General features: G+C 64.0%; 17 protein-coding genes. 5 read left to right on the forward strand and 12 right to left on the reverse strand.

Annotated features, from left to right (window positions below; genetic code table 11):
* Nucleotides 1-192: 192 nt before the first annotated feature.
* Entirely contained in the window at nucleotides 193-1,713 is a 1,521-nt protein-coding gene (gene exaC, locus AC3RCM_RS03105) for an acetaldehyde dehydrogenase ExaC (RefSeq protein ID WP_010951822.1), read from the reverse strand.
* Between the two features lie 254 nt (nucleotides 1,714-1,967).
* Here exaC and AC3RCM_RS03110 point away from each other — a divergent pair, with 254 nt between their 5' ends.
* The 4 genes from AC3RCM_RS03110 to AC3RCM_RS03125 all read left to right on the forward strand — a co-directional run bounded on the left by AC3RCM_RS03110 (nucleotide 1,968) and on the right by AC3RCM_RS03125 (nucleotide 6,309).
* Entirely contained in the window at nucleotides 1,968-3,983 is a 2,016-nt protein-coding gene (locus AC3RCM_RS03110; RefSeq protein ID WP_198747170.1) for a sigma-54-dependent Fis family transcriptional regulator, read from the forward strand.
* Nucleotides 3,984-4,049: 66 nt separating this feature from the next.
* Nucleotides 4,050-5,399 carry a UDP-N-acetylmuramate:L-alanyl-gamma-D-glutamyl-meso-diaminopimelate ligase gene (gene mpl / locus AC3RCM_RS03115; RefSeq protein ID WP_064492931.1) on the forward strand — a complete coding sequence of 450 codons (1,350 nt, stop codon included), beginning with the start codon at nucleotides 4,050-4,052 and terminating at the stop codon, nucleotides 5,397-5,399.
* Nucleotides 5,396-6,025: a flavin prenyltransferase UbiX gene (gene ubiX, locus AC3RCM_RS03120; protein WP_013970698.1), complete on the forward strand. Its 630-nt coding sequence runs from the start codon at nucleotides 5,396-5,398 to the stop codon at nucleotides 6,023-6,025. Before mpl ends, ubiX begins: the two co-directional genes overlap by 4 nt.
* Nucleotides 6,022-6,309 carry a YceK/YidQ family lipoprotein gene (locus AC3RCM_RS03125; RefSeq protein ID WP_003255347.1) on the forward strand — a complete coding sequence of 96 codons (288 nt, stop codon included), beginning with the start codon at nucleotides 6,022-6,024 and terminating at the stop codon, nucleotides 6,307-6,309. Before ubiX ends, AC3RCM_RS03125 begins: the two co-directional genes overlap by 4 nt.
* 107 nt (nucleotides 6,310-6,416) lie before the next feature.
* Here AC3RCM_RS03125 and AC3RCM_RS03130 read toward each other — a convergent pair whose 3' ends face one another.
* From AC3RCM_RS03130 to AC3RCM_RS03160, 7 genes are all read right to left on the reverse strand, one after another.
* The gene (locus AC3RCM_RS03130; RefSeq protein ID WP_010951825.1) at nucleotides 6,417-7,061 is read right to left on the reverse strand and encodes an oxidoreductase; all 645 of its coding nucleotides are present in this window, start codon (nucleotides 7,059-7,061) and stop codon (nucleotides 6,417-6,419) included.
* A 27-nt stretch (nucleotides 7,062-7,088) separates the two neighbouring features.
* The gene (locus tag AC3RCM_RS03135; RefSeq protein ID WP_104886747.1) at nucleotides 7,089-8,822 is read right to left on the reverse strand and encodes a C13 family peptidase; all 1,734 of its coding nucleotides are present in this window, start codon (nucleotides 8,820-8,822) and stop codon (nucleotides 7,089-7,091) included.
* Between the two features lie 213 nt (nucleotides 8,823-9,035).
* Entirely contained in the window at nucleotides 9,036-10,100 is a 1,065-nt protein-coding gene (locus AC3RCM_RS03140) for a 2,3-butanediol dehydrogenase (protein ID WP_223843612.1), read from the reverse strand.
* 52 nt (nucleotides 10,101-10,152) lie between these two features.
* Nucleotides 10,153-11,259, reverse strand: a complete 1,107-nt coding sequence (locus tag AC3RCM_RS03145; RefSeq protein ID WP_104886745.1) for an acetoin dehydrogenase dihydrolipoyllysine-residue acetyltransferase subunit — start codon at nucleotides 11,257-11,259, stop codon at nucleotides 10,153-10,155.
* The gene (locus AC3RCM_RS03150) at nucleotides 11,256-12,278 is read right to left on the reverse strand and encodes an alpha-ketoacid dehydrogenase subunit beta (protein WP_010951829.1); all 1,023 of its coding nucleotides are present in this window, start codon (nucleotides 12,276-12,278) and stop codon (nucleotides 11,256-11,258) included. Before AC3RCM_RS03150 ends, AC3RCM_RS03145 begins: the two co-directional genes overlap by 4 nt.
* 33 nt (nucleotides 12,279-12,311) lie before the next feature.
* Entirely contained in the window at nucleotides 12,312-13,289 is a 978-nt protein-coding gene (locus tag AC3RCM_RS03155) for a thiamine pyrophosphate-dependent dehydrogenase E1 component subunit alpha (protein ID WP_010951830.1), read from the reverse strand.
* A gap of 22 nt (nucleotides 13,290-13,311) precedes the next feature.
* Nucleotides 13,312-14,367 (reverse strand): ATP-NAD kinase family protein, encoded by a 1,056-nt coding sequence (locus AC3RCM_RS03160; RefSeq protein WP_108191695.1) that lies wholly within the window; start codon nucleotides 14,365-14,367, stop codon nucleotides 13,312-13,314.
* Nucleotides 14,368-14,650: 283 nt separating this feature from the next.
* On the opposite strand from AC3RCM_RS03160, the gene AC3RCM_RS03165 reads away from it, so the two are divergent.
* Nucleotides 14,651-16,504, forward strand: a complete 1,854-nt coding sequence (locus tag AC3RCM_RS03165; RefSeq protein WP_064492936.1) for a sigma-54-dependent Fis family transcriptional regulator — start codon at nucleotides 14,651-14,653, stop codon at nucleotides 16,502-16,504.
* A 90-nt stretch (nucleotides 16,505-16,594) separates the two neighbouring features.
* Here AC3RCM_RS03165 and accC read toward each other — a convergent pair whose 3' ends face one another.
* The 4 genes from accC to AC3RCM_RS03185 all read right to left on the reverse strand — a co-directional run bounded on the left by accC (nucleotide 16,595) and on the right by AC3RCM_RS03185 (nucleotide 20,936).
* Nucleotides 16,595-17,950, reverse strand: a complete 1,356-nt coding sequence (gene accC, locus AC3RCM_RS03170; protein ID WP_003255333.1) for an acetyl-CoA carboxylase biotin carboxylase subunit — start codon at nucleotides 17,948-17,950, stop codon at nucleotides 16,595-16,597.
* A 17-nt stretch (nucleotides 17,951-17,967) separates the two neighbouring features.
* Nucleotides 17,968-18,429 carry an acetyl-CoA carboxylase biotin carboxyl carrier protein gene (accB, locus tag AC3RCM_RS03175; protein ID WP_010951833.1) on the reverse strand — a complete coding sequence of 154 codons (462 nt, stop codon included), beginning with the start codon at nucleotides 18,427-18,429 and terminating at the stop codon, nucleotides 17,968-17,970.
* A gap of 99 nt (nucleotides 18,430-18,528) precedes the next feature.
* Nucleotides 18,529-18,984: a type II 3-dehydroquinate dehydratase gene (gene aroQ, locus AC3RCM_RS03180; protein WP_010951834.1), complete on the reverse strand. Its 456-nt coding sequence runs from the start codon at nucleotides 18,982-18,984 to the stop codon at nucleotides 18,529-18,531.
* Between the two features lie 179 nt (nucleotides 18,985-19,163).
* Nucleotides 19,164-20,936, reverse strand: coding sequence for a protein-disulfide reductase DsbD (locus AC3RCM_RS03185; RefSeq protein ID WP_198747167.1), 1,773 nt, complete (start codon nucleotides 20,934-20,936; stop codon nucleotides 19,164-19,166).
* Between the last annotated feature and the right edge of the window lie 41 nt (nucleotides 20,937-20,977).

Consider the following 20,977-nt stretch of genomic DNA (forward strand, 5'->3'; position numbering starts at 1 on the left):
GTTCCGGGCCGATGGTGATGGGTACTGCAGGAAGCGAGCCAGAGCGGTTGGTGCACGGTTACCGCCCTGGGTTTTGTGTAAAGCAAGTCCGGCCTCTTCGCGGGCTTGCCCGCTCCCACAGGTACCGCACCGGCTCTGGAACCAACGGTGAACCTGTAGGAGCGGGTTTACCCGCGAAGAAGGCGACGCGGTCTAGAAGAAGCCCAGCGGATTGATGTCGTAGCTCACCAGCAGGTTCTTGGTCTGCTGATAGTGATCCAGCATCATCTTGTGCGTTTCACGCCCGACCCCCGACTTCTTGTACCCGCCGAACGCGGCATGCGCCGGGTACAGGTGGTAGCAGTTGGTCCACACACGGCCAGCCTTGATGCCGCGGCCCATGCGGTAGGCACGGTTGATGTCGCGGGTCCACACGCCGGCACCCAGGCCGAACTCGGTGTCGTTGGCAATTGCCAGCGCTTCGGCTTCGTCCTTGAAGGTGGTGACGCTGACCACCGGGCCGAAGATTTCTTCCTGGAACACGCGCATCTTGTTGTTGCCCTTGAGCAGGGTCGGCTGGATGTAGTAACCGGTAGCCAGCGAACCTTCCAGCTTCTCGACCTTGCCGCCGGTGAGCAGCTCGGCGCCTTCTTCCTGGGCAATCTGCAGGTACGAGAGGATTTTTTCGAACTGCTGCTGCGAGGCCTGCGCGCCGACCATGGTGTCGGTGTCCAGCGGGTCGCCGCGCTTGATCTGCAGCACCTTCTTCATCACCACTTCCATGAACTGCGGGTAGATCGACTCTTGCACCAGGGCACGCGACGGGCAGGTGCACACTTCACCCTGGTTGAAGAACGCCAGCACCATGCCTTCTGCCGCCTTCTCGATGAAGCTTGGCTCGGCCTGCATGATGTCTTCGAAGTATACGTTCGGCGACTTGCCACCCAGTTCGACGGTGGACGGGATGATGTTCTCGGCGGCGCATTTCATGATGTGCGAGCCCACCGGGGTAGAGCCGGTGAAGGCGATCTTGGCGATGCGTTTGCTGGTGGCCAGGGCTTCACCGGCTTCGCGGCCATAGCCTTGCACTACGTTGAGCACGCCAGGTGGCAACAGGTCGCCAATGACTTCGAGCAGTACGGTGATACCCAGCGGCGTCTGTTCGGCAGGCTTGAGCACCACGCAGTTACCAGCGGCCAGTGCCGGGGCAAGCTTCCAGGCAGCCATCAGGATTGGGAAGTTCCAGGGGATGATCTGCCCGACCACGCCCAGTGGCTCGTGGATGTGGTAGGCCACGGTGCCTTCATTGATTTCGGCAGCGCCGCCTTCCTGGGCGCGGATGCAGCCAGCGAAATAGCGGAAGTGGTCGACCGCCAGCGGAATGTCGGCGTTGAGGGTTTCGCGGATCGGCTTGCCGTTGTCCCAGGTTTCGGTAATGGCCAGCAGTTCGAGGTTCTGCTCGATGCGGTCGGCGATCTTCAGCAGCACGTTGGAGCGATCCTGCACTGAAGTGCGGCCCCAGGCGTCGGCCGCAGCATGGGCGGCATCCAGGGCTTTGTCGATGTCTTCGGCAGTAGAGCGGGGGAATTCAGCGATCAGCTTGCCATTCACCGGGGAGGTATTTTCGAAGTACTGCCCCTTTACCGGAGTAACGAACTCACCACCGATGTAGTTGCCGTAGCGGCTCTTGAAGGAAACCTTCGCGCCTTCGGTACCGGGATGTGCATAACGCATGGTGTGTCTCCTTGGTATTGTGCTTTTTAGGGAGTTGAAAAGCATAGAGCAAGGGTTGGGCCAGTGTTGGCGGTGCCAGGCAAATCAATGACTTGGGTCATTTTTACGGGCCTGTTCAAGGACCGCTGTGCCGGCGCCGGTACGCCTGGGGTGACATTTTGTGCCGTTTGCGACACATCACAGGCGTGTGCATTGCAAAGCCTAACCGGGTGGAGGATGCTGGGCTGACGCTCTATCTGCGGAGAATTACAACAATGCAGAGCAATCACTTCACTCGCCATGCCCGGCAGGTCCATAGCGTTGCCCATGGCGGGGCCGGGGAGGGCGGCAGTGATCCGTCCATCGCCCGTTCCTGGCTGCGCTGCCTGGAGGATTACCACCTCGACCCGGCGGTGATCGAAGCGCCGGTGGTGCTTGAGCATGGGCGCCTGCTGGAAAGCCGCGAGCGCCTGCACCAGGTGCTGCAAATTGCCGACCATGAAATGAACAGCCTGCACCGGCAGCTTTCCGGTGCAGGCCACGCGGTGCTGCTGACCGACGCCCGCGGGGTGATCCTCAATTGCGTCAGTGCCCCCGCCGAGCGGCGCAGCTTCGAGCGTGCGGGGCTGTGGCTGGGCGCCGACTGGAGCGAGGCGCGTGAGGGCACCAATGGCATCGGCACCTGCCTGGTCGAGCGCCAGGCGCTGACCATCCATCAGAACGAGCACTTCCGTGGCCGTCACACCGGGCTGACTTGCTCGGCCAGCCCGGTGTTCGACCCGCATGGCGACCTGCTGGCGGTACTCGACGTGTCCTCTGCGCGCCCCGACGTATCGCGGCAAAGCCAGTTCCACACCATGGCGTTGGTCAACCTGTCGGCGAAGATGATCGAAAGCTGCTATTTCCTGCGCCATTTCGAGCAGCAATGGTTACTGCGTTTTCACCTGCAAGCCGAGTCGGTCGGCCTGTTCAGCGAAGGCTTGCTGGCGTTCGACGGCGATGGGCGTATTTGCGCTGCCAACCAAAGCGCACTGAACCTGCTGGGCACGGTACGGGGTGGCGTGCTGGGCAAACCGTTGGAGTGCTTTTTCGCGTGCAGCCATGACGAAATGTTCAGCCGTGCCACGCCCGGCGGCAGTGCTGTCTGGCCGCTGCGCACCCTGGACGGTCGCCAGGTGTTCGCCAGCCTGCGGGGGCAGGCCCGGGCGCCGGTGTGGTCGGTGCCGGCCGCCCAGCCGCGGCCCGCAGCTGAAGTGGAGCCGCTGGTCTGTCTGCTTGACCCTGCGTTGCAAAATGATTTCCGCCGCAGCGTGCGGGTGTTCGAGCGCGATGTGCCATTGCTGCTGCGCGGCGAGACCGGCTGTGGCAAGGAAGCCTTCGCCCAGGCTGTGCATCAGGCCAGTGAGCGGCGCGGCAAGCCGTTCGTCGCCATCAACTGCGCGTCTATCCCGGAAAGCCTGATCGAGAGTGAGCTGTTCGGGTACCGCGGCGGCAGTTTTACCGGCGCGCGCAAGGAGGGCATGCGCGGCAAGCTGTTGCAGGCCGACGGCGGCACCTTGCTGCTGGACGAGATCGGCGATATGCCGCTTGCCCTGCAAACCCGACTGCTGCGGGTGCTGGAGGAGCGCCAGGTGGTGCCGATCGGGGGAGAGCCGCAGGCGGTGGACGTGCGCATCGTCAGCGCTACGCACCGTGACCTGCTGGAACGGGTTGAACAGGGCAGTTTCCGCGAGGACCTGTATTACCGCCTCAATGGCCTGGAGGTGGCACTGCCGGCGGTACGCGAACGCAGTGACAAGGCGCAGTTGCTGGACTTTCTGCTGCGTCAGGAGACGCAGGGGCAATGGATAGACATCGAGCCCCGGGCGCGGCAGGCGCTGCTCGCATTTAACTGGCCGGGGAACGTGCGGCAGATGCGCAATGTGCTGCGTACTTTGGTGGCGCTTTGCGAAGATGCCCGCATTACCTTTGTGGACCTCCCCGCAGTCATCCGCACCAGCCCATCCCTCGCGGGGGCGGGCGAGCCCACGAAGAAGTCCGACCAGGAAATGGAGGGCGAGGGCGTTGCCCTCGTTCGCGGGCACGCCCGCCCACACAGGTCCGGCGGTGCCGCAGAGATTGAGGGTGAATCTGCAGGGACCGAGGTTCTGCTCGACGCGGAGCGGCAAGCGCTGAAGGAGGTCCTGGAGGCAAAACACTGGCATCTCACCCGCGTTGCCGAGCACTTGGGCATCAGCCGCAATACCTTGTATCGAAAACTGCGCAAACACGGCATTACCAGGGGCGACTGAGCGAAACAGCGGGTGCGATTTGTCGCGCCCTGGGCTACCCTGCCTCGATGTTTTGCGAGGTCGACCATGCATATTCACATTCTCGGTATTTGCGGCACTTTCATGGGTTCGCTGGCGGTGCTGGCCAAGGAACTTGGCCACCGCGTCACCGGCTCCGACGCCAACGTCTATCCCCCAATGAGCACCCAGCTCGAAGCCCAGGGTATCGAACTGACCCAAGGCTATGACCCGGCCCAGCTGGATCCGGCGCCAGACCTGGTGGTCATCGGCAACGCCATGTCGCGCGGCAACCCAGCGGTTGAATACGTGCTGAACAAGGGCCTGCCCTACGTCTCCGGCCCGCAGTGGCTGGCCGACCACGTGCTGCAAGGCCGCTGGGTGCTGGCCGTTGCCGGTACTCACGGCAAGACCACCACCAGCAGCATGCTGGCCTGGGTGCTGGAGCACGCCGGCATGAGCCCGGGCTTCCTGATTGGCGGCGTGCCGCAGAACTTCTCGGTGTCGGCCCGCTTGGGCGACACGCCGTTCTTTGTGGTGGAAGCCGACGAGTACGACAGCGCCTTCTTCGACAAGCGCTCGAAGTTCGTCCACTATCACCCGCGTACCGCGATCCTCAACAACCTTGAGTTCGATCACGCGGACATCTTCCCGGACCTGGCCTCGATCGAGCGACAGTTCCACCACCTGGTGCGGACTATCCCCAGCGAAGGCCTGGTCATCCACCCGACCACCGAGCAAGCGCTGGAGCGTGTGATCGGCATGGGCTGCTGGACCCCTGTGCAAACCACCGGGGAGGGCGGCCAGTGGCAAGCCCGCCTGCTCAGCCCAGATGGCTCGCGCTTTGAAGTACTGTTCGAGGGCGAAGTGCAGGGTGTGGTGGACTGGGCGCTGACCGGCCAGCACAACGTCGCCAACGCCTTGGCCACCCTGGCAGCAGCGCGTCATGTGGGCGTGGTACCGGCCATGGGCATCGACGGCCTGAGTGCGTTCAAGAGCGTCAAGCGGCGCATGGAGAAGGTTGCCGAAGTACAAGGTGTGACCATCTACGATGACTTCGCCCACCATCCGACCGCCATTGCCACCACGCTCGACGGCCTGCGCAAGCGGGTGGGGGAGGCGCCTGTGATCGCGGTGATCGAGCCACGCTCCAACTCGATGAAACTCGGTGCCCACCGTGACGGCCTGCCAGAAAGCGTCAACGACGCCGACCAGGTGATCTGGTATGCGCCGGCCAACCTCGGCTGGGACCTGGCCGCCACCGCCGCGCAGTGCAAGGTGCCGAGCGTGGTGGCCGATAGCCTCGAAGCGATCATCGAGCGGGTCAAAGGTCAGGCTCGCCCAGGCACCCATGTGGTGATCATGAGCAACGGCGGCTTCGGCGGCCTGCACGGCAAGCTGGCCGAGGCGCTGAAGTGAGCGGGCCGGAACGCATCACCCTGGCCATGACGGGCGCCTCGGGTGCCCAGTATGGCCTTCGCCTGCTCGATTGCCTGGTACGCGAAGACCGCGAGGTGCACTTCCTGATTTCCAAGGCCGCACAGTTGGTGATGGCCACCGAGACGGATGTTGTGTTGCCGGCCAAGCCCCAGGCGATGCAGGCCTTCCTGACCGAATACACCGGCGCGGCCGACGGGCAGATCCGTGTGTATGGCAAGGAAGACTGGATGTCGCCGGTAGCCTCGGGCTCTGGCGCCCCGGCGGCAATGGTGGTGGTCCCCTGTTCCACTGGCACCTTGTCGGCCATCGCCACTGGCGCCTGCAACAACCTGATCGAGCGTGCTGCCGACGTTACCCTCAAGGAGCGTCGTCAACTGATCCTGGTGCCACGCGAAGCGCCATTCTCCACCATCCACCTGGAAAACATGCTCAAGCTGTCGCAAATGGGCGCGGTAATCCTGCCAGCGGCACCGGGGTTCTATCACCAGCCGCAGACCATCGACGACCTGGTCGACTTTGTCGTGGCGCGTATCCTCAACCTGCTGAACATCCCCCAGGACATGTTGCCGCGTTGGGGCGAGCACCACTTCGGGGTGGATGATTGAAGCGAGCACTGGCGGGGTTGCTGGCGCTGGTGATGCTGGGTGGCTGCGCCACGGTGCGCACGCTGGATGCCAACAAGCCCGGCGCACCGGTAGTGTATGCCGGTACCCGGCTGGATTTGTATGTGATAAATGGCGGGTGTTGCCCGCGGGATCATTACGGGGCTGACGCTCCGGCGTATCCGCGTCTGGATCTGCCGGGGAGCATGTTGCTTGATACCCTGCTGCTGCCGTTGTCTTTGCTGACAGCGGCCGGCATAGGCTTCCAGGCTAGCGGCGGCCTGTGATGGCCTCTTCGCCGGCACGCCCATTCCTATTGGTGAGTAGTCACTGGAAGATTATGGAGACCCTGTGGGAGCGGGCGTGCCCGCGAAGAGGCCAGCACAAGCGAAGCCTAGATCCTGCCCAACCTGCGCAATTCATCCGACTCCACAACCCGCACGCCGTCTTCTTCTTCCAGCGCCAGCCGCCACAGCGCCCGCGCCAGGGTACAAGCCTCGATTCCCCGGTATTTCCCGGGTATGAACCGGGAAAACGGCGCAACTAGCTGTTCAGTCAGCCGTGGCTCCAGTCGCTCGCCCAGCAGGAACGAGGGCCGCACGATGGTCAGCTGTGGCCAGTCCTGAGCCTTGAGCGCTTCTTCCATCTCGCCCTTGACCCGGTTATAGAAAATTGACGACTTAGGATCGGCGCCCACTGCACTGATCACCAGCAGATGCCGTGCGCCCATTTCCCGGGCACGCTTGCTGAAGGCGACCACCATGTCCAGATCCACCGCGCGGAAAGCCGATTCGGAACCCGCCTGCTTCAGCGTGGTGCCCAGGCAGCAGTAGGCGATGTCGACCCGCCCGGCCAGTTGCGGAAGGAATACCGCCGGGTCGCCCACCGGGTTTTCCAGGTGCGGGTGCTCGGCCAATGGCCGGCGTGTAGGCGCCAGGACACGGGTGATGGTGGGCTCGTTGAGCAGGCGGTCTAGCAGGTGTTCACCGGTCAGGCCGGTGGCTCCGGCAAGCAGGACATGCTGAGGCGTCAAGTACATGATGTCTCTCCCTTGTTACACACAAGTCTAGTGAGTGCCGGGCATTTTTGCCTGCTTGCTCACGTTGGCCTGTGTGGCGTTACGCAACGCTTCTTCGGCTTGTTGCTGGCGCAGCTGGTGCCAGTGCTCAAGCACGGCCGGCGGTGCCCACAACTGCGGCTCGGAGGCCTCGAAGCCTTCCCTTTGTTCTCTTTCGGCAACGCTGGCACGCGCCAGTTCAAACGCCTGTTTCAGGTCGTCGGTCTGGTTCAGCGCTTCAGCGAACAGGGCATCGCCAAAGTAGGTGAAGTCGGCTTCCTCCGAGCAACCGAAGGAGACGCGGTCGGCCCGGGCAGCGGTCATGATGAGCGTGCGCTCGTCTTTGAGCGGAGCGATATAGCCCCCTGAATAGCAGGCGGAGATGACGATGACCTTGTCGCGATCCTTCAGCGGCGCCAGGGCAGTGGCCAGCTCGTCAGCGGCCAGGTCGGCCAGTTGCAGGCGGGGTTGGTCGAGCACCAGCTGGTGGTCCTGGCTGCCATGGCTGGTGAGGTAGATGAACACCAGGTCTTCGGGGCCGCTGCGCTCTGCCAGGGTGGCGGCAGCGCGGGAGAGGTTTTCGCGGGTGGCCATGGGGCGTGTGGCCATGTGGTCGCGGTGGTTGACCAGGGTTACCTGGCCACGGGCGCCAAAGCGCACCTTGAGCATGCGGCTGACGTAGTCGGCTTCGCGCAGGAATACGCTTTGCTGGCCATCGCCGGCCACTACCAGGCTATACAGCTGGATCGGTGGCGCCGAGCGAGGTACCCGAGCCAGCGCCTCGTCCAGCAGCCGGCCCTGGTTGAGCAACGCCAGGTCCAGTGGGTCTGGCAGCAGCTTGCCGTTCTGGTCGCGCACGCGCACGCCGTTGGCCCATGTTCCGCTTTCGACCTTGCCACTGGGCAGAATCAGCCGCCCATGGCCATGGTAGGCATCGTTGAGGAAACCGCCGATGTACTTGCTGCCGTCGGCCAGTTGCAGGCTGCCCTGGCCCGACAGACGCCAGTCGGCGAACTCGCCCTTGTAGTGGCTGCCATCGCTGCCCAGCAACTCCCCTTCGCCGATCAGCGAGCCGTCCTTGAATTCACCGATCCACACGTCGCCGTCGGCATTTTCGTAGCGGCCACGGCCCTCCAGGCGGTTGTCCTTGAATTCGCCGATGTACTGCTCGCCATCAACGCTGTCGTAGGTGCCGGCGCCTTGTAGCTGGCCGTTGACGAAGTGGCCGCTGAACTGGTTGCCGCTGGCATCGCTGCGCACCCCGGCGCCGTTGGGCTTGCCCTTGGCGAACAGGCCTTGGTAGCGACTGCCGTCGGCCAGTTCCAGTTGGCCTGCACCGTCGTACAGGTCGTCCTTGAACTGGCCGCGGTATGTCTGGTCGGCTTGCTTGAGGGTGCCCTCGCCGTCGCGGCGGCCGTGGCGGAAGGTGCCGCTATAGTGGCTGCCTGGGGTGATCAGGTCACCCAGGCCCTGAAACAGCCCCTCGGCGAACTGGCCCCGGTAGACCTCGCCGTTCTGCCCATGCCATTCACCTTGGCCGTGCCACTGGCCGTCCTTGAAGCTGCCGGCGTACCAGCTGCCGTTGGGGTAGTCGATCCGGCCCTCACCTTGCAGCAGGCCATCGACCACCTGCCCTCGGTAACGCCCACCGTCAGGCAGCCGTGCGTCGGGCGGGAGCAGCGATTCGCCATCGCCACAGGCGGCGAGCAGCAGGACCAGGGTAATGGGGAGCAGTGGACGCATGGAGAGGACCGGGCAATAGGTCTGCCGAGTATGACGCAGAATGGGATCCTGAGACAGCGAGCCCCTGTGTCAGCGCACAGCCTTGGAACCTTGCGCGTACCCTGTAGGACCGGCTTCAGCCGCGAACACCGGCAAAGCCGGTGCCCTCCACTGTGTTGCATTGCTCGCAGGCCCACCCGCTCCCACAGGTGCCACGTTGCCTTCAAGGTGCAATCAGCGCACACCTGGTGAAACTATGATCTTCACGTTCTCCTCTTTGTTGTTCACCAGTTCCTCGAAGCCCAGCTCGACAATCTGCTCCAATCCGATCCGGCCGGTTACCAGCGGGCGAATATCCAGCCGACCATCAGCAATGAAGGCAATCACGTCGGCAAACTCGCCGTTGTACGCCAACGCCCCCAGCACCTGTTTCTCGGTGGACACCAGCTCGAAGAAGTTGAACTCGCTGGGCTCTTCGAAAATACCCACCAGCACGCACTTGCCTGCTTTGCGGATGGTGTCGATGGCCAGCTTGGCCGTATGTTTGTTGCCAATGCACTCAAAGCTCACATCGGCGCCCAGCCCTGCAGTCAGTGCGCGGATTTCCGCCAGGGCATCGCACTGGCTGGGGTCCAGCACCACGTTGGCGCCTACCTCTTTGGCTTTGGCTTTGCGTGCTGAGGACATTTCCAGGGCGATAACCTGCGCTGCGCCCGCGGCTTTGGCACACATGATGGTGCACAGGCCGATGGTGCCGGCCCCCACCACTACAACGGTTTGCCCAAGCAGGCTGCCGGCCTTTTTCACCGCGTGCATACCCACCGCCAGCGGCTCGATCAGTGCCCCGGCTTCGGCAGGGAAGCCCTGCGGCAGCCGGTAGAGCAGGTTGGCGGGCACGTTGACCAGCTCGGCGAAGGCACCGTTGTTCATCAGGCCGGTGAACGCCAGGCGTTCGCAGATGTTGTACAGGCCATGGGTGCAGTAATAGCAGGTACCGCAATGCTGGCAGGCGTCTGCCGCCACCGGGTCGCCTACGGCATAGCCTTCCACGCCTTCGCCAAGCTTGGCGATGTGGCCGCAGAATTCATGGCCGAGGATGCACTGGCCCTGAATGCCGGTCAGCGGGTGCGGGGCTTCTACCGGGATGAACACCGGGCCGGCAACATATTCGTGCAGGTCGGAGCCGCAGATGCCGCACCAGTCCACCTTGATCTGCACCCAGCCCGGCGCAGGGTCGGCCGGCAAAGGTACCTGTTCGACACGAATATCGTGGCGGCCATGCCAGACGGCCGCGCGCATGTGGGTGTGGCTCAGGTCATTCATTGTTGTTCTCCAGGCTCACGAAAAGGGCTTAGTGCTTGCGCAGGAATGCGAGCAGTTGCTGGTTGACCTGTTCGGCCGCCTCCATCTGCACCATGTGGCCGGCCTCTGGCAGCACCTGTACTTCGGCTTCCAGGCCCTCGGCATGGCTGGCCGGGATGATCGCATCCTTGCCACCCCACACCACCAGTGTCGGGTGATTGCCAAGTACTCCGCGCAAGTCGTGGCGCTGCCGGTCGCCGTCGGCGAGCGCCCCTGCCAGTTGCTGCAGGGCCTGGTCCACACCTTCCAGGCGCTTGAACTTGAGCATGTCCTCCAGCATTTGCCGGGTGACCAGCGCCGGGTCGGCAAACAACTGCACCATCTGCGGTTTGAGTGCATTGCGGTTGGCCGCAGTGACGAAACCTTGCAAGTACTGCCCGTTGATCGCTTCGCCCAGACCGGCGCTGGCTACCAGGCTCAGGCTGGCCACCCGCTGCGGGGCCAGGCGCGCCACGTTGAGGCTGACGGCACCACCCATGGAATGGCCGGCCAGGTGGGCTTTGGCGATGTCCAGGTGGTCGAGCAGGGCGAGCACGGTTTCGCTCAACTCATCCAGGTCGCCCCGCTGCAGGGTCTTGGCCGACTCGCCGTGGCCCGGCAGGTCGAGGGCGATGACCCGCCGCTCGGCAGCCAGTGCCGGGTGGTTGAACAGCCAGTTGTTGAGGTCACCGCCAAAGCCGTGCACCAGCACCAGCGGTGTGCCGCCTTCACCCAGCTCGAACCAGCGCAGCAGGCGCCCGCCTACTTCCGCCTTCTGAGGGGCCGGCCCCTGGCTTTGGTCGGCGCCACCTTCGGCGACGAACTCGGCCTGGAAGCGCTGTACCACGGCATCGATCTCGGCCTCCTCTGCTTCGCCTTCGACTACCACCGCCAGCAGTGCGCCGACGGGCAAGGTTTCATCCGGCTTGGCTACCTGGCGGCGCAGCACGCCGCTGAAAGGCGCTTCGACGCTGCTGCTGATCTTGTCGGTCTCGACGTCCAGCACCTCGTCGCCCTTGCTGATTTCGTCACCTTCCTGCTTGAGCCAGGTGTCCACCCGGCCCTCGGTCATCGACAGGCCCCACTTGGGCATAGTCAGGGTATGGATCTGGCTCATGCGGCACTCCTTGCGGCTTCGATCACCTTGCGCACGGCGGCTTCGATCTTCGCCGCGTCAGGGATGTACAGGTCTTCCAGGGCGTCGGAGAACGGCACCGGGGTATGCGGCGCGGTGACCATTTCGATCGGTCCCTTGAGTGCGCCAAAAGCCTTCTGTGCCACCAGCGCGCTGATGTCGGTGGCCATCGAGCAGCGCGGGTTGGCTTCATCGATCACCACCAGGCGGCCGGTCTTCTCCACACTTTCCAGAATGCTGTCCTCGTCCAGCGGGCTGGTAGTGCGCAGGTCCAGCACTTCGCAGTCGATGCCCTGGCGGGCCAGGTTGTTGGCGGCCTCCAGCGCCACATGCACCATGCGCCCGTAGGTAACGAGGGTCACGTCGTCGCCATCGCGCAAGAAGTTGGCTTCGCCGAACGGTACGGTGTACACCTCTTCCGGCACCTCGCCCTGCATGCTGTACAGCAGTTTGTGTTCGCAGAAGATCACCGGGTCGTTGTCGCGGATCGCCTGGATCAACAGGCCCTTGGCATCGTAAGGCGAGGATGGGCACACCACCTTCAGGCCGGGGATGTGCGTCCATAGCGAGGTGAGCATCTGCGAGTGCTGGGCTGCCGCACGCAGGCCGGCGCCATACATGGTGCGCATCACCAGCGGGGTCACTGCCTTGCCGCCGAACATGTAGCGGAACTTGGCGGCCTGGTTGAGGATCTGGTCCAGGCAGCAGCCGGCGAAGTCGACGAACATCAGTTCGCACACCGGGCGCAGGCCCTGGGTGGCAGCACCGACGGCCGCGCCGACGTAGCCGATTTCCGACAGCGGCGCGTCAAGCACGCGGCCGGGGAATTGGTGATACAGGCCTTTGGTCACGCCCAACACGCCACCCCAGGCGTCATCCTCGCCGGGCGCACCGGCACCGCCGGCGACGTCTTCGCCAATGATGAACACTGTGCTGTCGCGGCGCATTTCCTGGGCCAGGGCCTCGTTGATGGCCTGCTGGTAGCTGATCTTTCTTGCCATGGTGGTTCTCCTGTTGTTCTTGTAATCCGCGGCTCAGGGGTAGGCGACGTAGACGTCGGTGAGCAGGTCGGCGGGCTGTGGCTTGGGATCGGATTTGGCGCGGCGAACGGCGTCTTCGATCAGGTCCTCGACGCGGGCGTCGATGGCGTCCAGTTGCTCGGCCGTGAGCAGGCCGGCGCGGGTGGTCTTGTTGCGAAATTGCATGAGGCAGTCGCGGGATTCGCGCAGGTTCTTCACTTCATCAGGGGCGCGGTAGGTTTGCGCATCGCCTTCGAAATGGCCGTAGTAACGGCTGAGCTTGACCTCGATCAGCGACGGCCCTTGCCCGGAGCGGGCGCGCTCGATAGCAGCGCCGGCGGCCTCGTATACGGCAAAGAAGTCAAAGCCGTCGATGGTGACGCCTGGCATGCCGAAGCCGGCAGCGCGGTCGGCAATGTGGTCGCAGGCTACGGACCAGTTGGAGGCAGTGGCCTCGGCGTAGCCGTTGTTCTCGGCCACGAAGATGCAGGGCAGGTTCATGATCGACGCCATGTTCATGGCCTCGAACACGGCGCCCTCGTTGGATGCCCCATCGCCGAAGAAGGCTACCGACACGTCATCACGGCCCTTGAGCTTGGCCGCCAGCGCCGCCCCGGCCACCAGTGGTGCGCCGGCGCCGACGATACCGTTGGCACCGAGCATGCCCTTTTCCAGGTCGGCAATGTGCATCGAGCCGCCTTTGCCACCGCACACGCCGGTCTTCTTGCCGTAGATCTCGGCCATCATGCCGTACACGTCCACGCCTTTGGCGATGCAGTGGCCATGGCCGCGGTGGGTCGAGGCGATGCAGTCGCTGTCGCGCAGGTGGGCCATGACCCCGGCGGCAGAGGCTTCTTCGCCGGCATACAGGTGGACGAAGCCGGGAATTTCGCCGGTGGCGAACTCCACATGCAGGCGTTCTTCGAAGGCGCGGATGGTCCGCATGACTTCATAGGCATGCAGCAGTTGTTCAGTACTGAGTTGATTGGACATCTTGTTGTTCTCCGGGGTTGTCTCAACACGGGTTTGCAGGGTGCAGCCGGTGGCCGCGCGGGACGGCCAGCAGGTGGTGGCGGGCGGCATGCGCCAGCACGGCCTCGACGTCCACGCTGAGTGGGCCTTGGTGGTCGAGGGTGATGGTGGGGGTGTCATGCTCGGCAAATTCGATTTCGCGTTCGCCATCCAGCGCCAGGGTGCCGCTGGCCAGGCTCAGGCGCTGGGCGACGCCGGGTGTCAGCGGACCGCAGGCAGTGATGCCGCAGGCTTGCAGCAGGCCGGGCGCCAACGGCGCCAACAGCGCCTGTTCGGCGTCGGGGGCCAGGCGTACCCAGGCGCCGTGCGGATCTTGCCGTGACACCGGGCACCACAGACCGCACAGGGCCGATAGGCCGATGGCGTGGGGCTCGGCGAAGCAGGCGAAGACTTCGCAGAGGTCCTCGCTGCGGCTGAGTGCACGGGCACCGATGAAACGCTGCGGCGATACGGCCACCTCGACCAAGGCCCACTCGGCCAGCTGTTGTTCCGGCACGTTCACCAGTAAGCGTTTGTTGCGGCGCAAGCCGATGCTGGCCGGTACCCGGCCACTGGCAAGCAGGCCACCGGCCAGGCCTGCGCTGGTGGCTTCACGAAGTTCGGGGAAGGCGTTATTGGTGCCGGTGGACAGGGTCAGCAGCGGCACGTCACCGGCCTCGGCGGCGACCGCCTTGTGGGTGCCATCACCGCCCAGCACGGCGATCATCGCCACGCCGCGCTCGACCATGCGCCGGGTAGCCAGGCGGGTATCGGCCACGGTCTGGCTCAGTGGCAGGTCGAGGATCTCGATGGCCGGCCAGTGCTGGTCACGGGCCCCTGGGCCCTGGCTGGCCTTGAGCACTGCAGCAGCGATGCCGGTCATGTCGCTGGGCAACAACACCTGGCCAATGCCGGTGGCGCCGAAAGCGGCCAGCAGGCGCTGGATAGCCGAGGCCTTGTCGGTGCTCGAATAGAGCCCGGCATTGGCGGTCAGGCGGCGCAGGTCGCGGCCAGAGGCAGGGTTGGCAATGATCCCGACAATCGGGGCGGGTAGCGGCATGGCGCACCTCGTATTTTTGTTTGCAAGGGCAGGAGCAAGCGGGGTGCCAGCTTTCTTCGCAATAGCTGAAGTGCCCGGGCTAGAGGGCTCTGGTCGTGTTCGGGCAGGTCTACACGGGTAGGGTGGCGAGACGCCGGGTGCCAGCGCCGGGCCTGCGTTGCCGAGACACTGAGACGCTGCGTCTCAAGCCAGCCGGTAATCACACAGTGCTTGTCGGGGCATGCCCAGAGGCGCTTAATGGCCGGACAACGATAAAAACAGTAACGAGAACCGGAGGGCCTGAATGCTTGCCGCGAACTCCCGAGCCCATGTGGACTGCGTCAGCAGGGTGTTGAAGAATGCCGACCGCCTGCCGCAGGCGCCGGTACCACCGCTGATCCTCGATTCATGGCGCCGCTCCATGGATGTGTACCGCCTCGACCCCGGTTCCCAGCAGGGGCCGCGTATCCTTTCCCAAAGCCTGCTCAACGAATGCCGCGAACGCGCCGAGCTGTTCCTGCGCATCGCCAGCGATGCCGTGGCGCGCTTGCATGAGCGGGTGCGCGGCGCTGACTACTGTGTGCTGCTTACCGATGCCCAGGGGCGCACCATCGATTACCGGGTCGAGTCGGCCATCCGCAACGACTGTCGCAAGGCCGGGCTGTATCTGGGGACCTGCTGGTCGGAGGGCGAGGAGGGCACATGCGGCGTGGCGGCGGTGCTGACCAGCAAGGCTCCGGTCACGGTGCACAAGCGCGATCACTTTCGCGCCGCCTTCATCGGCCTGACCTGCACAGCGGCGCCGGTGTTCGACCCGTTGGGTGAGTTGTTGGGCGTGGTCGATGTGTCGGCCTTGCAGTCGCCGGACGATCGGCGCAGCCAGCACCTGATCCGCCAGTTGGTCGAGCAAACGGCCCGCGAGATCGAAAACGCCTTCTTCATGCACAGCGCCCAAGGCCACTGGGTGATGCGCGCCCATGGTACGCCGGGCTATGTGGAGAGCCAGCCCGACTACCTGCTGGCCTGGGATGCCGATGGCCGCTTGCAGGCGATCAACAGCCTGGCGCGGCAACGCTTGGTGGAACGCCTGGGGCGCTTGCCCGAGCATATAGGCGAACTGTTCGACATCGACCAACTGCGCCGGGTGAGCGCGTCGTCCGCCCAGCGCCTGCCCGGTCTGGGTGGTTTGTATGGCCGGGTCAGTGCACCGCAGCAACGCCAGCGTGCGCAGCCTGTGCGCCAGGCCCAGGACACCCGTATCGAGCAGCACCTGCGGCTGGCCACGCGGGTCAAGGACTGCAACCTGGCGGTGCTGGTACTGGGTGAGACCGGGGCCGGCAAGGAGGTATTCGCCCGCCAGCTGCACCAGCAAAGCCAGCGCTGTGACGGTCCGTTCGTTACCCTGAACTGCGCGGCCATTCCGGAAACCCTGATCGAGAGCGAGTTGTTCGGCTATGTGGCCGGGGCCTTCACCGGGGCTTCCAGCAAAGGCATGCAAGGGCTGTTGCAGCAGGCCGATGGCGGCACGCTGTTCCTCGACGAGATCGGGGACATGCCGCTGAACCTGCAAACCCGCCTGCTGCGGGTGCTGGCGGAGGGTGAGGTGGCGCCGCTGGGTGCGGCGCGGCGGGAGCGGGTGGATATTCAGGTGATCTGTGCGACCCATCGCGATCTGGCGGCGATGGTGGAGGACGGGCGATTTCGTGAAGACTTGTACTTCCGCCTGGCCAATGCCCGTTTCGAGCTTCCCCCCTTGCGTGAGCGTGATGACCGGCTGGGGCTGATTCACCAGTTGCTGGCCGAAGAGGCGGCGGCCTGCGGGGTGGAGGTGGTGTTGGCGGATGACGCGCTGCAGGCGCTGCTGGTTTATCGCTGGCCGGGCAATTTGCGCCAGCTGCGGCAGGTGTTGCGGTATGCCTGTGCGGTGAGTGAGGGCGGGCAGGTGCGGCTGCAGGATCTGCCGCAGGAGGTGCGCGGTGAAGCGGTTGGCTCGGCTGAAAGCGGGGTGTCGTGCCCGGCCCGGCAGCTGTTGCTGGACGCGCTGATCCGCCATCGCTGGAAGCCGGCTGATGCGGCGCGGGCTTTGGGTATTTCGCGGGCGACGCTTTATCGGCGAGTGCATGAGCACCGCATCGACATGCCGCGGATGAAGGGGTAGAGCCCTGGGGCCGCGACGCGGCCCCAGATTCTGGCAGGCAATAAAAAACCCCGGCACAGGGCCGGGGTTCTGGTACATCACACTACACGATCACTCCTGGTTGGCCAGTTTGTGCTCGAGGTAGTGAATGTTGACGCCGCCTTTGCAGAAGCCTTCATCACGCACCAGGTCGCGGTGCAGCGGGATGTTGGTCTTGATGCCGTCGACGACGATCTCGTCCAGGGCATTGCGCATGCGCGCCATGGCTTCGTCGCGGTCCTTGCCGTAGGTGATCAGCTTGCCGATCAGCGAGTCGTAGTTCGGCGGAACCGAATAACCGCTGTACAGGTGCGAATCGACGCGTACGCCGTTGCCGCCCGGGGCGTGGAAGTGCTTCACCTTGCCTGGGCTCGGGATGAACTTCTTCGGGTCTTCGGCGTTGATCCGGCACTCCAGCGAGTGGCCACGGATCACCACGTCTTCCTGGCGGAACGACAGCTTGTTGCCAGCGGCGATGCTCAGCATCTCCTTGACGATGTCGATGCCAGTGACCATCTCCGATACCGGGTGCTCAACCTGCACGCGGGTGTTCATCTCGATGAAGTAGAAGCGGCCGTTTTCGTACAGGAACTCGAAAGTACCCGCACCACGGTAGCCGATCTCGATGCACGCATCGACGCAGCGCTTGAACACTTCCTGGCGGGCTTTCTCATCGATGCCCGGGGCTGGTGCTTCTTCCAGGACCTTCTGGTGACGGCGCTGCAGCGAGCAGTCACGGTCGCCCAGGTGAATGGCGTTGCCCTGGCCGTCGGACAGTACCTGCACTTCCACGTGACGTGGGTTGGTCAGGAACTTCTCCAGGTAAACCATCGGGTTGCCGAAGGCAGCACCGGCTTCGGTACGGGTGAGCTTGGCCGAGGAAATCAGGTCCTCTTCCTTGTGCACCACGCGCATGCCGCGACCACCACCGCCACCGGCGGCCTTGATGATCACCGGGTAGCCGACGTCACGGGCAATCGCCAGGGCAACTTCTTCGTCTTCTGGCAGTGGGCCATCGGAGCCCGGTACGGTCGGTACGCCCGACTTGATCATCGCGTCCTTGGCCGAAACCTTGTCGCCCATCAGGCGAATGGTGTCGGCTTTCGGGCCGATGAAGGCGAAACCGGATTTTTCCACCTGTTCGGCGAAGTCGGCGTTTTCCGCCAGGAAGCCGTAACCCGGGTGAATCGCAGTGGCGCCAGTCACTTCGGCGGCAGCGATGATCGCCGGGATATGCAGGTAGGAATCCTTGGACGATGCAGGGCCGATGCAGACCGACTCGTCTGCCAGGCCCAGGTGCATCAGTTCACGGTCGGCAGTGGAGTGCACGGCGACGGTCTTGATACCCAGCTCTTTGCAGGCACGCAGGATCCGCAGGGCAATTTCCCCGCGGTTGGCGATCAGGACTTTTTCGAGCTTCCCAGACATCGTTGGCTCTCCGCGATTCAAACGATGGTGAACAGCGGCTGGTCGAACTCAACCGGCTGGCCGTCTTCTACCAGGATGGCGTCGATGACACCGCCAATATCGGCTTCGATGTGGTTCATCATCTTCATGGCTTCGACGATGCACAGGGTGTCGCCTTTCTTCACGGACTGGCCAACTTCAGCGAAGTTAGGCGAGGTCGGCGAAGGCTTGCGGTAGAAGGTACCTACCATTGGCGAACGGACCACGGTGCCTTTCAGGGCCGGGGCGGCAGCAGTGGCTTCGGCGGCTGGCGCAGCAGCGGCAACCGGCGCAGCGGCAGGGGCGGCGGCCATAGGCGCCGGTGCGTAGAACTGCTGGGCAGCTGGGGTCTTGCTGTGACGGCTGATACGGACCGACTCTTCGCCTTCCTTGATCTCCAGTTCGTCGATGCCAGACTCTTCCAGCAGCTCGATCAGTTTCTTGACTTTACGGATATCCATTAATCATCAACTCCCAAAGGTTCGGTCAGGGGGCGAAATACAAAAAACGTATCTGAAACGTTTCTCTCGAACCCCGGCCCACTTAGGCCAGGGTTTTCATCATTTGGGCTGTGCGTTGGCAGCCAGTTGTTCCAGCGCGGACTCCAGGGCCAGGCGATAACCGCTGGCGCCCAGACCGCAGATCACCCCTACGGCAACATCGGAAAAGTAGGAGTGGTGACGGAACGGTTCGCGTTTGTGCACGTTGGACAGGTGCACTTCGATGAATGGGATGCTCACCGCAAGCAATGCGTCACGTAATGCGACGCTTGTGTGGGTGAAAGCAGCCGGATTGATCAGGATGAAGTCCACACCCTCGTTGCGTGCGGCGTGAATGCGGTCGATCAGTTCGTATTCGGCATTGCTCTGCAGGTACAGCAGATGGTGGCCTGCGGCGCGGGCACGTTGCTCCAGGTCCTGGTTGATCTGAGCCAGGGTCACGGCGCCGTAGTGGCCTGGCTCGCGAGTACCGAGCAGGTTGAGGTTTGGGCCGTGGAGCACCAGTAGCGTTGCCATCTGCGGATTCCTTGGATTTGTAGGGCAATTCGACACAGCGCGGCGAGTGTGCCGTAAAGCAACGGCAAGTGTCCAGTTCCCGGCAATAGCCAGCACGATGTCCGAGGTTCGCGCGAAGTATGTGACCGGATAATTAAATCCGGTCACTCATTACAGGATTTTTCCGGGCCCGCGGGAAGTTATAGACCGACTTTGCCGCGCACGCGCGTCAGAATCTGCGCGAATTCACCGGCATTTATCTCGCCAATCACCCGATCAGCGGTAATTTCGCTGCCGTTCGCAGCAAAAAACAGCAGGGCGGGTGGGCCGAACAGCTGATAGCGGTCGAGCAGCTTGCGTTGCTCGGCATTACTTTCGGTGATGTCGAACCGCAGCAGTTTGAAGCCGGCCAGCTGTGTTTGCACCTGCGGTGCATTGAGCACCTCATGCTCAATCACCTTGCAACTGATGCACCAGTCGGCGTACCAGTCCAGCAGCACTGGCTGGCCGGCGGCCTTGGCTTGCGCCAGGGCTGCGTCCATGGCATCAGGTGTGGTGATGGTCTGCCAGGCATCGGCTTTTGCTGCCGGCAGACCGCCGCTGGCGGCCAGTGACGCAACTGGCAGTGGGCGCAGTGGGTCGCCCTGGCCAGTGAGGGCGCCGTACCAGCAAGCCAGCGCGTACACCAGCAAGGCCAGACCGAGCAGTTGCGCCAGGCGCTGGGCCGTCGTCTTGACGACGAATTCCAGCGCACCGAGGAACAGTGCCACACCCGCAGCGAGGAAACCGACCAGCAGCAAGGTCGCAGGGCCCGGCAGTACACGGCTGAGCAAGCCGATGGCCAGCCCCAGCAGCAGTACGCCAATGGCGTTTTTTACCGTATTCATCCACGGGCCGCTTTTGGGCAGCCAGGCCGCGCCACCGGTGGCCACCAGTAGCAGCGGTGCACCCATGCCCAAACCCAGGGCGAACAGCTTTAGTGCGCCACCCAGGGCATCGCCGCTGGCGCTGATATAGAGCAAGGCACCGGCCAGGGGCGCCGATACACACGGAGAAACCAGCAAGCTGGAGAGCACACCGAGCACAGCTGCGCCCAGCAGCGAGCCGCCGCGGGTGTGGTTGGCGACGTTGTTCAGGCGGTTGCTCAGGGCCTGGGGCAGCCTCAGTTCGAAGAGGCCGAACATGGCCAGGGCGAACACTACGAAAAACAGCGCGAAAGGTACCAGCACCCAGGCCGACTGCAGGCGCGCCTGCAGGTTCAGGCTTGCGCCGAACAGGCCCATCAGTGCGCCGAGCACCGCGAAGCTGGCGGCCATTGGCAGCACGTAGGCCAGCGACAGCGCCAGGCCGCGCACGCCGCCAACCTGGCCGCGCAGCACGACACCGGAAAGGATCGGCAACATCGGCAGCACGCAGGGGGTGAAGGTCAGGCCGACCCCAGCGAGGAAGAACAGCAGCAGCGACTTCCAGTTCCAGCCGTGTTCGCGGGTGGCTGGCGTGTTTGCAACGCCTTCGCCATCGATACTCAGGCGTGCGGTTTCCGGCGGGTAGCACAAGCCCTTGTCGGCGCAACCCTGGTAGCCCACCAGCAGGGTGAAGGCGCGCGGGTCTTTACGTGGCAACTCGATATCGAGCACGCCGTGGTACACCTCGACGTCGCCGAAGAATTCATCGTGCTTGGCCTCACCCTTGGGGATGTTCGGCGTGCCTAGGATGATGTCGGCCGGTTCCGTGCGGAACTGGAAGCGGTGGCGGTAAAGGTAGTAGCCATCGGTGGCGACGAAGCGCAGCTTGATGGTTTGCGCATCGGCCTGGACCAGGTTGAGCTTGAAGGCCTCGTGTACCGGCAGGAAGTCGGCGTTGTTGGCCAGCGAAGCGGCGCCAAGGGTGGCGCTGGGGCGGTTGTCGAGCAGGCCTGTGGCGAAGGCCGGGCTGGCCAGCAGCAGGAACAGCATGAAAAACAGGCGGCGCATGGCGGACTCGCGAGGTGGAACGTGCCCGGCATGATAACGGA

The sequence above is a fragment of the Pseudomonas sp. GW823-FHT05G12 genome (genome assembly GCF_058795575.1).

Excerpts from the sequence above, each read along its gene's own strand:
- exaC (WP_010951822.1), bottom strand. The coding sequence starts at position 1,713 with ATGCGTTATGCACATCCCGGTACCGAAGGCGCGAAGGTTTCCTTCAAG.
- AC3RCM_RS03110 (WP_198747170.1), top strand. The coding sequence starts at position 1,968 with ATGCAGAGCAATCACTTCACTCGCCATGCCCGGCAGGTCCATAGCGTT.
- mpl (WP_064492931.1), top strand. The coding sequence starts at position 4,050 with ATGCATATTCACATTCTCGGTATTTGCGGCACTTTCATGGGTTCGCTG.
- AC3RCM_RS03130 (WP_010951825.1), bottom strand. The coding sequence starts at position 7,061 with ATGTACTTGACGCCTCAGCATGTCCTGCTTGCCGGAGCCACCGGCCTG.
- AC3RCM_RS03135 (WP_104886747.1), bottom strand. The coding sequence starts at position 8,822 with ATGCGTCCACTGCTCCCCATTACCCTGGTCCTGCTGCTCGCCGCCTGT.
- AC3RCM_RS03140 (WP_223843612.1), bottom strand. The coding sequence starts at position 10,100 with ATGCGCGCGGCCGTCTGGCATGGCCGCCACGATATTCGTGTCGAACAG.
- AC3RCM_RS03145 (WP_104886745.1), bottom strand. The coding sequence starts at position 11,259 with ATGAGCCAGATCCATACCCTGACTATGCCCAAGTGGGGCCTGTCGATG.
- AC3RCM_RS03150 (WP_010951829.1), bottom strand. The coding sequence starts at position 12,278 with ATGGCAAGAAAGATCAGCTACCAGCAGGCCATCAACGAGGCCCTGGCC.
- AC3RCM_RS03155 (WP_010951830.1), bottom strand. The coding sequence starts at position 13,289 with ATGTCCAATCAACTCAGTACTGAACAACTGCTGCATGCCTATGAAGTC.
- AC3RCM_RS03160 (WP_108191695.1), bottom strand. The coding sequence starts at position 14,367 with ATGCCGCTACCCGCCCCGATTGTCGGGATCATTGCCAACCCTGCCTCT.
- AC3RCM_RS03165 (WP_064492936.1), top strand. The coding sequence starts at position 14,651 with ATGCTTGCCGCGAACTCCCGAGCCCATGTGGACTGCGTCAGCAGGGTG.
- accC (WP_003255333.1), bottom strand. The coding sequence starts at position 17,950 with ATGTCTGGGAAGCTCGAAAAAGTCCTGATCGCCAACCGCGGGGAAATT.
- accB (WP_010951833.1), bottom strand. The coding sequence starts at position 18,429 with ATGGATATCCGTAAAGTCAAGAAACTGATCGAGCTGCTGGAAGAGTCT.
- aroQ (WP_010951834.1), bottom strand. The coding sequence starts at position 18,984 with ATGGCAACGCTACTGGTGCTCCACGGCCCAAACCTCAACCTGCTCGGT.
- AC3RCM_RS03185 (WP_198747167.1), bottom strand. The coding sequence starts at position 20,936 with ATGCGCCGCCTGTTTTTCATGCTGTTCCTGCTGCTGGCCAGCCCGGCC.